The 11,725-nt window shown below is 45.6% G+C and carries 13 protein-coding genes and 1 other annotated feature; all 13 genes read left to right on the top strand.

All coding sequences use genetic code 11. From position 1 onward, the window contains the following. Positions 1 to 36: 36 nt before the first annotated feature. The 13 genes from sigG to LH47_RS00290 all read left to right on the top strand — a co-directional run bounded on the left by sigG (position 37) and on the right by LH47_RS00290 (position 11,592). A complete protein-coding gene (gene sigG / locus LH47_RS00230; protein WP_043963606.1) occupies positions 37 to 816 on the top strand; it encodes an RNA polymerase sporulation sigma factor SigG in 780 nt (259 codons plus the stop codon). Positions 817 to 921: 105 nt separating this feature from the next. Next, on the top strand, positions 922 to 1,164 hold the full coding sequence (locus tag LH47_RS00235) for a YlmC/YmxH family sporulation protein (RefSeq protein WP_043963607.1): 243 nt from the start codon (positions 922 to 924) through the stop codon (positions 1,162 to 1,164). 69 nt (positions 1,165 to 1,233) lie between these two features. Further along, positions 1,234 to 2,037 carry a peptidoglycan editing factor PgeF gene (pgeF, locus tag LH47_RS00240; protein ID WP_043963609.1) on the top strand — a complete coding sequence of 268 codons (804 nt, stop codon included), beginning with the start codon at positions 1,234 to 1,236 and terminating at the stop codon, positions 2,035 to 2,037. Positions 2,038 to 2,041: 4 nt separating this feature from the next. Further along, the gene (locus tag LH47_RS00245) at positions 2,042 to 2,725 is read left to right on the top strand and encodes a YggS family pyridoxal phosphate-dependent enzyme (protein WP_043963611.1); all 684 of its coding nucleotides are present in this window, start codon (positions 2,042 to 2,044) and stop codon (positions 2,723 to 2,725) included. 1 nt (position 2,726) lies between these two features. After that, complete coding sequence (locus LH47_RS00250; RefSeq protein ID WP_021094886.1) at positions 2,727 to 3,149, top strand: cell division protein SepF; 423 nt, start codon at positions 2,727 to 2,729, stop codon at positions 3,147 to 3,149. 11 nt (positions 3,150 to 3,160) lie between these two features. After that, positions 3,161 to 3,424, top strand: a complete 264-nt coding sequence (locus LH47_RS00255) for a YggT family protein (protein WP_043963722.1) — start codon at positions 3,161 to 3,163, stop codon at positions 3,422 to 3,424. Continuing rightward, positions 3,424 to 4,197 (top strand): YlmH family RNA-binding protein, encoded by a 774-nt coding sequence (locus LH47_RS00260; RefSeq protein WP_043963613.1) that lies wholly within the window; start codon positions 3,424 to 3,426, stop codon positions 4,195 to 4,197. The genes LH47_RS00255 and LH47_RS00260 overlap by 1 nt, the downstream gene beginning before the upstream one ends. A gap of 63 nt (positions 4,198 to 4,260) precedes the next feature. Beyond that, positions 4,261 to 4,764, top strand: coding sequence for a DivIVA domain-containing protein (locus tag LH47_RS00265; RefSeq protein WP_009373553.1), 504 nt, complete (start codon positions 4,261 to 4,263; stop codon positions 4,762 to 4,764). A 45-nt stretch (positions 4,765 to 4,809) separates the two neighbouring features. Continuing rightward, positions 4,810 to 5,025, top strand: a binding site (T-box leader). A 50-nt stretch (positions 5,026 to 5,075) separates the two neighbouring features. Beyond that, entirely contained in the window at positions 5,076 to 7,829 is a 2,754-nt protein-coding gene (gene ileS / locus LH47_RS00270) for an isoleucine--tRNA ligase (RefSeq protein ID WP_043963618.1), read from the top strand. Between the two features lie 72 nt (positions 7,830 to 7,901). Then, positions 7,902 to 8,393 carry a signal peptidase II gene (gene lspA / locus LH47_RS00275; RefSeq protein ID WP_084221216.1) on the top strand — a complete coding sequence of 164 codons (492 nt, stop codon included), beginning with the start codon at positions 7,902 to 7,904 and terminating at the stop codon, positions 8,391 to 8,393. Beyond that, complete coding sequence (locus LH47_RS00280; protein WP_043963622.1) at positions 8,368 to 9,279, top strand: RluA family pseudouridine synthase; 912 nt, start codon at positions 8,368 to 8,370, stop codon at positions 9,277 to 9,279. The genes lspA and LH47_RS00280 overlap by 26 nt, the downstream gene beginning before the upstream one ends. 364 nt (positions 9,280 to 9,643) lie before the next feature. Continuing rightward, positions 9,644 to 10,180: a bifunctional pyr operon transcriptional regulator/uracil phosphoribosyltransferase PyrR gene (gene pyrR / locus LH47_RS00285; RefSeq protein ID WP_021094892.1), complete on the top strand. Its 537-nt coding sequence runs from the start codon at positions 9,644 to 9,646 to the stop codon at positions 10,178 to 10,180. 119 nt (positions 10,181 to 10,299) lie between these two features. After that, the gene (locus tag LH47_RS00290; protein WP_043963625.1) at positions 10,300 to 11,592 is read left to right on the top strand and encodes a solute carrier family 23 protein; all 1,293 of its coding nucleotides are present in this window, start codon (positions 10,300 to 10,302) and stop codon (positions 11,590 to 11,592) included. The last annotated feature ends 133 nt before the right edge of the window (positions 11,593 to 11,725 follow it).

The raw sequence follows: 11,725 nt of genomic DNA on the forward strand, positions 1-11,725 counted from the left end.
GAAAGCTGACAGCATCTCCCGCTAGGAGGGAAAGACATGGCAAGAAACAAAGTTGAAATTTGCGGCGTTGATACATCGAAACTTCCCGTACTGAAAAATGAGGAAATGCGTGAATTATTCCGGCAAATGCAAGCCGGTGACATATCGGCACGCGAAAAATTAATTAATGGGAATTTGCGACTCGTATTAAGCGTCATTCAGCGATTTAACAATCGTGGTGAATATGTCGACGATTTGTTTCAAGTAGGCTGTATCGGACTTATGAAATCAATTGATAACTTTGATTTAAGCCAAAACGTGAAATTTTCCACGTATGCCGTGCCGATGATTATCGGTGAAATTCGCCGATATTTACGCGACAATAATCCGATTCGCGTGTCCCGCTCGCTGCGCGACATTGCGTATAAAGCGCTTCAATTGCGAGAAAAAATCATGAGCGAAACGGCAAAAGAGCCGACGGCAGAAGAAATTGCGAAAATACTAGACGTGCCTCATGAAGATGTTGTATTTGCGCTAGATGCGATTCAAGATCCTGTTTCGCTTTTCGAACCGATCTACAACGACGGTGGCGATCCGATTTATGTGATGGATCAGCTGAGCGACGAGAAAAATCGCGATACAAATTGGATTGAAGAAATTGCGTTGAAAGAAGGGCTTCGCCGTTTAAACGAGCGCGAAAAAATGATTATTCGCAAACGATTTTTTCAAGGAAAAACGCAAATGGAAGTGGCTGAAGAAATCGGCATTTCTCAAGCGCAAGTATCCCGTTTAGAAAAAGCCGCCATTAAACAAATGAATAAAAACATTCAATGGTAAACGACGCCTCCACCAAAAACGGTGGGGGCTTTTCTTATGTCGTGACTACAACAACCCGCTCATGCATACATATAAGTACATAAAATGAAAAAGGAGCGGAGAAACATGGTGAAAATTTCTGAATTACAACAAAAAGATGTCGTCAATGTCGCAAACGGCAAGCGACTCGGAAATATTGGAGACATCGATATTAACTTAACGACCGGTCAAATTGAAGCAATCATTATTATCGGTACGGGAAAAGTGCTCGGTTTATTTGGACGGGCGGATGAAATGATCATTCCGTGGCGCGATATTGTGAAAGTGGGCGCTGACGTCATTCTCGTTCGATTAGATAGCGATGAATAATTCACGTTTTCGGCAAGCTGTGATAAAATAGGAAAAAAAGTGATAAAATTGTACAAAGGATGTCGAATGATGAATGATATATTTCGCCAAGCGAGCGAATCATTGCTTTTATTTGACCAATGGGAACATGTCGTCGTCGCCTTTACCACAAAGCGAGGGGGAGTGAGCACCGGACCGTTTGCGACGTTAAACGTCGGTATGCACGTGCAAGATGATCAAACTGTTGTGTATCACAATCGAAAAAAAGTAGCGGACGAACTGAACGTTTCGCTTGATCGATGGGTATGTGCCGATCAAGTGCATGGCGTGCATATAGAAAAAGTGACGAACGAGCATGTGGGAAAAGGTGTGCGCACGTACGACACCGCTTTGCCGCATACAGACGGGCTGTATACGAGCGAGCGAGAAATCATGTTGGCGCTCTGTTTTGCGGATTGTGTTCCGCTTTACTTTTTTGCGCCAAATAAAAAGCGAATTGGAGTGGCACACGCCGGTTGGAAAGGAACCGTTCACAACATCGCAGGCGAAATGGTGAAGCGATGGAACGAAGAAGGGATAGATGCGCGCGATATTCACGTTGTCATCGGTCCGGCGATCGGCCGTTGTTGTTACGTCGTCGATGATCGCGTCATCGAATTCGTTCAAAAGGCGCTAGTCAACTCGCCCCAATCTCTTTATAATGAAACAAGTAAGGGACAATATGCGCTCGATTTAAAAGAAATGAATAAACAGCTCCTGCAACAAGCAGGTGTTCCGAGCGGTCATATCGCTGTTTCATCGTATTGCACAAGCTGTGAGCAGTCATTATTTTTCTCTCACCGTCGCGATGGCGGAAAAACAGGAAGAATGATGGCGCTTATTGGCTGGAGGTGATTATATGACGGTTAAACAACGTTTACAAACGATTCAACAACATATTGCTGAAGCGTGTGAAAAAACAGGACGAAACGCATCAGATGTTCAAATTGTGGCAGTAACAAAATACGTAAGCATCGCACGGGCAAAAGAGGCGATCGAAGCCGGCATCGTTCATTTAGGGGAAAGCCGTGCCGACGGTTTTTTACACAAATACGAAGCGATCGGAAAAAAAGCAACATGGCATTTCATCGGCACATTGCAATCGAGAAAAGTGAAACAAATCATTGATGACGTCGATTACATTCATTCGCTTGACCGTCTGTCGTTAGCAGAAGAAATCGACAAGCGAGCGAATCGCACGATCAAATGTTTCGTGCAAGTGAATGTGTCAGGCGAACAGTCGAAACACGGATTAGCGCCAGAAGACGTATTGCCGTTTATTGAAACATTATCTGCTTTTTCACGTATTCAAGTTGTCGGGTTGATGACGATGGCGCCGTATACGGATGATGAAGCGACGATTCGCCGTTGTTTTCGGACGCTGCGTGAGCTAAAAGAACGCGTGCAAGAAAAACAACTGCCGTACGCCCCTTGTACACAATTGTCGATGGGGATGTCAAACGATTATGTCATTGCGGTAGAAGAAGGAGCAACGTTTCTTCGACTCGGTACATGTCTTGTTGGTGAAGAGGAGGTGGAGTAAAATGGGATTTGTGAAAAAAATTCGCGACTTTTTTGATTTAGATGAAGAAAAATGGGAAGAAGATGAATATGAACAAGAAGAAGTCGCCCAGCAACCGAAAGTAGAACAAAAGCAAAACGTCGTCAGTTTACAAAGCGTGCAAAAATCGTCCAAGCTCGTTTTATTTGAGCCACGCGCTTATGCCGAAGTACAAGAAATTGCCGACCATTTAAAAAATCGACGTGCCGTTGTTGTCAACGTTCATCGTGTCGATCGTGACCAAGCGCGGCGCATCGTTGACTTTTTAAGCGGAACGGTGTATGCGATTGGCGGAGATATTCAACAAGTCGGATCTACGATTTTTTTATGCACGCCAGATAATGTCGATGTAAGCGGCTCGATTTCCGTTGTTTCTGACGATGAACCGACGATAAAGAGGTGGTAAATTTGTATCAAATGGCAAACTTTTTAGCAACAGTCATTGAAGTATATTCGTATGCGATCATCATTTACATTTTAATGTCTTGGTTTCCGAATGCGCGCGAAACGAAAGTGGGACAGTTTTTCGCCAATATTTGTGAGCCGTATTTAGAGCCGTTTCGCCGCTTCATTCCGCCGATTGGCATGATCGACATTTCTCCGATCGTCGCCTTGCTCGTTTTACGCTTTGCGACGGCAGGGGTTTATGGATTAGTCGATATGGTAAGTCGAGGGTTGTAATGGACATTTATCAACATTTTCGAAAGGAAGAGCATCATTTTATTGATCTCGTTTGCGAATGGAAGCGGCTCGTGACGGAACAATATGCTCCGAAACTCACAGATTTTTTAACTCCGCGTGAACAACAAATCGTCCGCTCGATTGTCGGCAATCACGATGAGGTGCACGTTGCTTTTTTTGGCGGTTCATCGTCGGTAGAGCGAAAGCGTGCATTACTATACCCGCCGTACTTGCAACCGAATGAAGATGATTTTCAATTATCGTTGTTTTCCGTTCGCTATCCGAAAAAGTTTGTGACGCTTGGGCACCGCGATGTGCTTGGTGCCTTATTGTCGCTCGGTGTAAAGCGTGAAAAGTTTGGCGACATCGTCATCGTTGAAGATGTCATTCAGTTTGTCGTCGCCAAAGAAATTGCGTCGTTTGTAAAAATGAACGTGACTTCGATTGGAAAAGCAAAAGTGTTACTAGAAGAACAACCGCTCTCCAAACTTCTTGATGTGAAAGAAGAATGGGAAGAAGAGACGTTGACCGTTTCTTCTTTGCGGCTTGACGCCATTTTAGCCCAATGTTTCCGCATATCGCGCCAAAAAGCGCAAGCGCTTATTGAACAAAGCTTCGCGAAAGTCAACTGGAAAACGGTTGACCAAGCGCATATGGAATGCCGAGAAGGCGATTTATTGTCGCTGCGCGGGTACGGTCGTTGCCGACTACAAACGATTGCTGGTCAAACAAAAAAAGAAAAATGGCGCATCGTTGTCGAAAAAGCAAAATAAAAGCAGGATTTTCGCGAGACATGTCGAATGAACACATACGTACATAAGATGGAGGTGGGCCACATGCCGTTAACGCCGTTAGATATTCATAATAAAGAATTTAGCCGGGGCTTTCGCGGATATGATGAAGATGAAGTAAACGAGTTTTTAGATCAAGTCATTAAAGACTACGAAATGATTTTGCGTGAAAAAAAACAGCTTGAAGAAAAAGTGAGAGAGCTGACAGAAAGGCTCAACTATTTTACAAATATTGAAGAAACGTTAAATAAATCGATTTTGATCGCGCAAGAAACAGCGGAAGAAGTGAAGCGAAACGCCCAAAAAGAAGCGAAGCTCATCATTAAAGAAGCGGAGAAAAACGCGGATCGCATCATTAGCGAAGCGCTTGCAAAAACGCGGAAAATTGCGATGGAAGTCGAAGAATTAAAGCGTCAAGCGAAAGTGTTCCGCAATCGTTTTAAAATGTTAATTGAAGCACAGCTTGATATGCTAAACAACGGTGACTGGGATCATTTATTAGATTATAAGCTTGATGATGAAGAAATACAAGAAATAGCAGAGTCTTGACGAGCGGCGTTGTTATTGCCTATAATATCGATTACAGTTATACAAGAAAAAACGATGAAGGGGACAGTAGTTCTTTCAACAGCTTATTCCAGCGAGTCGAGGGTGGTGGAAGCTCGGCATAAGCGAAGGAATGAAAATCACCCCGGAGTTCCGTGCCGAATGAGTAGTAGGACACGGCGCGTCATTCCCGTTACGAATGTTGAGTGGACTATGGGAACATAGTCAATAAGGGTGGTACCGCGAGACCTTCTCGTCCCTTTTGGGCATGAGAAGGTTTTTTTATTTTCATACATAAAGGAGGTTTTAACATCATGGATTACAAAGATACGTTACTCATGCCAAAGACTGATTTCCCGATGCGTGGCAATCTTCCGCAACGCGAACCGCAAATACAAGCAAAATGGGAAGAGATGGACATTTACCGTAAAGTGCAAGAGCGCACGAAAGATCGTCCGTTGTTTGTGCTACATGACGGACCGCCGTATGCAAACGGTGACATTCATATGGGTCATGCGCTCAATAAAATTTTAAAAGATTTCATCGTTCGCTATAAATCGATGAGCGGCTACTGTGCACCGTACGTGCCGGGGTGGGATACGCACGGATTGCCAATTGAAACGGCGCTTACGAAAAATAAAGGCGTCAATCGAAAAGAAATGAGCGTTGCTGAATTTCGAAAATTATGTGAGCAATATGCATATGAGCAAATTGACCGTCAGCGCGAGCAATTTAAACGACTTGGCGTGCGCGGCGACTGGGACAATCCTTACATTACGTTAACGCCAGAATACGAAGCACAACAAATTAAAGTGTTTGGCGAAATGGCGAAAAAAGGGTTAATTTACAAAGGGTTAAAGCCAGTATATTGGTCTCCATCAAGCGAATCAGCGCTTGCGGAAGCAGAAATTGAGTATAAAGATAAACGGTCGCCGTCTATTTACGTCGCTTTTCCTGTGAAAGACGGAAAAGGTGTGCTTGATGGCGATGAACATATCGTCATTTGGACGACAACGCCATGGACGATTCCAGCGAACTTAGGCATCGCTGTTCATCCAGAGCTGCAATATAGCGTTGTTGAAGCAGATGGTCGTAAATATGTCGTTGCATCCGAGTTGCTTTCATCCGTGCAAAAAGAAATTGGTTGGGAACATGTGACAGTATTAAAAACAGTCAAAGGAAGCGAGCTTGAGTACGTCGTGGCGAAACATCCGTTTTACGACCGCGATTCGCTCGTCATTTGTGGCGAACACGTCACAACGGACGCTGGAACAGGTTGCGTTCATACAGCTCCAGGACACGGGGAAGACGACTTTATCGTCGGGCAAAAATACGGTTTAGGCGTGCTTTGTCCAGTTGACGAGCGCGGCTATATGACAGAAGAAGCGCCAGGATTTGCCGGCATGTTTTACGATGAGGCGAACAAAGCGATTACGGAAAAACTACAAGAAGTAGGCGCCCTGTTAAAACTATCGTTTATTACACACTCGTATCCGCACGATTGGCGCACGAAGCAACCGACCATTTTCCGTGCGACGGCACAATGGTTTGCTTCCATCGATAAAATTCGCGAGCAACTGTTGCAAGCGGTGGAAGAAACGAAATGGGTGCCAGCATGGGGTGAAATTCGCATCCATAACATGATTCGCGATCGCGGTGACTGGTGCATTTCGCGCCAACGCGCATGGGGTGTACCGATCCCTGTCTTTTATGCGGAAAATGGCGAGCCAATTATTACAGACGAAACGATTGAACATGTATCGAACTTATTCCGCCAATACGGTTCTAACGTTTGGTTTGAACGTGAAGCAAAAGACTTACTTCCAGAAGGGTTTACGCACCCAGGCAGTCCGAACGGACGCTTTACGAAAGAAACGGACATTATGGACGTATGGTTTGACTCCGGTTCTTCTCATCAAGCAGTGTTGGAAGAACGCGCAGATTTACAACGCCCAGCGGACCTTTATTTAGAAGGTTCCGACCAATATCGCGGTTGGTTTAACTCATCGCTTTCCACAGCGGTGGCGGTGACAGGAAAAGCGCCGTATAAAGGCGTTTTAAGCCACGGATTCGTATTAGATGGAGAAGGGCGGAAAATGAGCAAATCGCTCGGCAACGTCGTCGTGCCGGCAAAAGTGATGGAACAGCTCGGTGCGGACATTTTGCGCCTTTGGGTTGCTTCTGTCGATTATCAAGCAGACGTGCGCATTTCTGATAACATTTTAAAACAAGTCGCCGAAGTGTATCGAAAAATTCGCAATACGTTCCGCTTTATGCTCGGTAACTTATTCGATTTCAACCCAGCAGAGCGCGTGGCGATAAATGAATTGCGCGAAGTCGATCGCTATATGCTCATTAAACTGAATCGTTTAATTGAAAAAGTAAAACAAGCGTATGAAACGTATGAGTTTGCGACGATTTATCATGAAGTGAACAACTTCTGTACCGTTGATTTAAGCGCGTTTTACTTCGACTTCTCAAAAGACGTGTTGTACATTGAAGCGGCAAATAGCCATGAACGACGCTCCATTCAAACGGTGTTGTATGACACGCTTGTGGCGTTAACGAAACTTGTTGCGCCAATTTTACCACATACGGCAGATGAAGTATGGTCATACATTCCGCACGTAAAAGAAGAAAGTGTGCAACTTGTTGATATGCCAGAAGCGGTGCGTATGGATGATGAAGATCGCATCGTTAAAAAATGGGATGCATTTATGGAGTTGCGCGACGAAGTGTTAAAAGCGTTAGAAGTCGCGCGCAATGAAAAACTCATCGGTAAGTCGCTCACTGCGCATGTCATTTTATATCCGACAGACGAAACGAAAGCGCTCATCGATTCGATTGAAGAAGATATGCAACAACTATTAATCGTTTCAGCATTTTCGATCGGTGGAACGTTTGCGGACGCACCGAGCGAGGCGCAAACATTTACAAAAACAGCGATCGTCGTCAAACAAGCAGAAGGAAAAACGTGTGCGCGTTGCTGGGTTGTGACACCAACGGTCGGCGAAGATGCCAACCACCCAGAGCTATGTCCACGTTGTGCGGCAATTGTCAAGCAATAACCTACATCCCCCCTCTCTTTTAAGGGGGGATTGTTTATGATAAAATGAAAAAGAATTTCGCTTTGGAGGGGTATGATGTTATATTATTTGCTTGCTTTTGTCGTCATTGTCATCGATCAATGGACGAAATGGCTCGTCGTTCGCTATATGGAATTAGGGGAAAGCATTCCGATCATCGAAAACGTGTTATATATGACGTCCCATCGCAATCGCGGGGCGGCATGGGGCATGTTGCAAGGACAATTTTGGTTATTTTACTTGATTACGATTGTTGTCGTCATTGGGATTATCGTATATATTCAGCGCTTGCAGCCGACGGAGCGGCTATTTGGCGTTGCTCTTGGGCTTATGCTTGGCGGAGCGATCGGTAACTTTATTGATCGCGTGTTTCGAAACGAAGTCGTCGATTTTGTACATACGTATATTTTCGATTACAGCTTTCCGATTTTTAACGTCGCCGATGCCGCATTAACGGTTGGCGTGGCGCTTTTGTTTATCCAAACATGGACGGAAGAAAAAAAACGAAAGGGAATGAGCGATGGAGCAAATTCAACTAACGATTGAAGAACAACATGACGGGGAACGCATTGATAAAATTATCGCTGGATTAAATGAACAATGGTCCCGTTCCCAAGTGCAACAATGGCTAAAAGAAGGACACGTGCTCGTCAACGGAAAAGCAGTAAAACCGAACTACAAATGCCATGTCGATGATGAAGTCGTCATTTCCATTCCAAATCCCGAGCCGTTAGACGTTGAGCCTGAGCCGATTCCGCTCGACATTTATTACGAAGATGCCGATGTATTAGTCGTCAATAAGCCGCGCGGCATGGTCGTTCATCCAGCACCCGGTCATATGCGCGGAACGCTCGTCAATGCTTTGCTTGCTCATTGTCAAGATCTTTCAGGGATTAACGGCGTATTGCGCCCGGGCATCGTTCATCGCATCGATAAAGATACGTCTGGCTTATTAATGGTCGCTAAAAACGATCTCGCCCATGAGTCGCTCGTCAATCAGCTTGTCAATAAAACGGTGACGCGGAAATATCATGCGATCGTTCATGGCGTCATCCCTCACGATTACGGAACGATTGATGCGCCCATTGGACGCGACCCACGCGACCGACAAAGCATGGCCGTTGTTGAAAGCGGGAAAGAGGCGGTGACGCATTTTCGCGTCCTTGAACGATTTGAACATTATACGTACGTCGAATGTCAACTCGAAACAGGGCGAACGCATCAAATTCGCGTTCATATGAAATATATCGGCTACCCGCTTGCTGGAGATCCGAAATACGGTCCGCGCAAAACGTTGCCGATTGACGGACAAGCGCTTCATGCTGGCGTATTAGGGTTTCATCACCCGCGCACAGGCGAATATTTGCAGTTTGAAGCGCCGCTTCCTCATGAATTTGAGCGCTTGCTCGATATGTTGCGAAATAATCGTTGACAAAACAAAAAAAGAAACGTACAATGAGTTCAAGTGAACAAGACCTTTAAATTCAGTCCCGTGAGGCTGAGAAGGTGTCGGATTTAGGTGACGTATGCCTACATGTACCCTCTCGCCAAGCGGTGAGAGGGTTTTTTGTGGTCAAGAAAGTATAAAATTTTCGGTCTGAAAAGCTGTCTAGCTCCAAGCGCCATCTGCTCGAGTCGCTCCGCCCCTTCTTTCGGTCGCGACACATTGAGATACTTCGGTGTTGTTGCCCACGCAGAACTAAGCAACCGCTTGGTTCGAGCTCCCCTCGGTTGGGCTTGTGCACTCTTCGCCGATAGGTAGGCGCTTTGAGCTTTTCTGATACGGAGGTGAGACGATGCAAAAGGCAGTTGTCCTTGATGAACAAGCGATTCGGCGCGCGTTAACGCGCATTGCTCACGAAATTATTGAGCGCAATAAAGGCATTGATGGCTGCGTGCTCGTCGGCATTAAAACGCGCGGCATTTACTTAGCGAAACGATTAGCCGAACGCATTGAACAAATTGAAGGAACATCGATTCCGGTCGGTGAGTTAGATATTACATTATACCGAGACGATTTAACGGTCAAAACAGAAGACCGTGAACCGCTTGTGAAAGGAACAGACGTCCCGTTTTCTGTGACAAATCAAAAAGTCATTTTAGTCGATGATGTGTTATTTACAGGACGAACGGTGCGCGCAGCGATGGATGCCGTCATGGATCTCGGTCGCCCAGCGCAAATTCAACTAGCCGTTCTCGTTGACCGCGGTCATCGCGAACTACCGATTCGCGCGGATTTCGTCGGCAAAAACATTCCGACATCGAGCGCCGAAATGATCGTCGTCGAATTAAAAGAAGTCGATGACATCGATCAAGTGAGCATACATGAATAAAGCACCCTTTTTAAAGGCAGTCCAGCGAGGCTGACAAAGGGGATTCGTTTCCTATACCCTCTTTGTGCCTTCGTGCGGACAAAGAGGGTTTTTTATTAAAATAGAAAGGGAGAGAGAAAATGAACAAACCGGTTTTAGATGTAAAAGATGTCCCTTCTTTTGGACAGCTCATGACACTTAGCTTACAACATTTATTTGCGATGTTTGGTGCAACGATTTTAGTGCCATACTTAGTCGGATTGAGCCCAGCGATGGCACTCATTTCAAGCGGACTTGGCACAATCGCCTTTTTAATCGTTACAAAATGGCAAGTGCCTGCTTACCTCGGTTCATCGTTTGCGTTCATTACACCAATTATTGCGGCGAAAGCAACAGGCGGACCGGGAGCAGCGATGATCGGCAGCTTTTTAGCAGGACTTGTATACGGCATCGTCGCTTTAGCGATTAAAAAAGCAGGCTATCGTTGGATTATGAATTTACTTCCGCCGATCGTCGTCGGTCCGGTCATTGTCGTCATCGGATTAGGATTAGCAAACGTCGCTGTCAGCATGGCGATGAACGGTCCAGATGGAAAATATAGTTTGACGCACTTTTCTGTTGCAGTTGTCACGCTTGCCGCAACAATTATGTTTTCGATTTTATCAAGAGGAATGTTTAGCCTCGTCCCTGTACTCATGGGAATTATCGTCGGTTACGTGTACGCGTTAGCCATTGGCGTCGTTGATTTATCCGGCGTTGCGAAAGCAAAATGGATTGAAATGCCAGATTTCTTATTGCCGTTCGTTCATTACGATGTGCGCGTGACGCTCGATATTGTGCTTTTGATGGTACCTGTCGCCATCGTCACGTTATCTGAACATATCGGTCATCAGCTTGTGTTAAGTAAAGTAGTCGGTCGCGACTACATTAAAGAGCCAGGGTTACACCGCTCGATTCTCGGTGACGGATTAGCGACGATGATTTCTGCCCTCATCGGCGGTCCACCGAAGACGACATACGGAGAAAACATCGGTGTATTAGCGATTACGCGCGTGTATAGCGTATATGTGTTAGCTGGCGCAGCTGTGCTCGCCATCGCCTTCGGATTTTTAGGAAAAGTGACGGCGCTCATCAGCTCGATTCCGACGCCAGTCATGGGTGGCGTGTCGATCTTATTGTTCGGCATTATCGCTTCTTCTGGTTTGCGCATGCTTGTCGACAGCCGCATCGACTTTGGCGACAAGCGAAACTTAGTAATCTCATCAGTCATTCTCGTCATTGGAATTGGCGATGCGGTCGTGAAAGTATCGGAACAATTTGAAGTGCACGGCATGGCGCTTGCCGCGATGACAGGCATCATCTTAAATCTCATCTTGCCAGGCCGTCCGAAAGTTAGCGATAGCGTATTTGAACAAACACACGATGTTGCATAACACACCTTTTAAAAGAAGTCCAGCGAGGCTTACAAAGGTGTGAACGAGGAAATCCGTTTACTAAAACGGTCTCTTTCCTCATGCTTTCAAACACCTTGCCTCGCTCGGCAAGGTGTTTTTTTACTAAAAAGGA

Source organism: Anoxybacillus thermarum, from assembly GCF_000836725.1.
Classification (GTDB): domain Bacteria; phylum Bacillota; class Bacilli; order Bacillales; family Anoxybacillaceae; genus Anoxybacillus; species Anoxybacillus thermarum.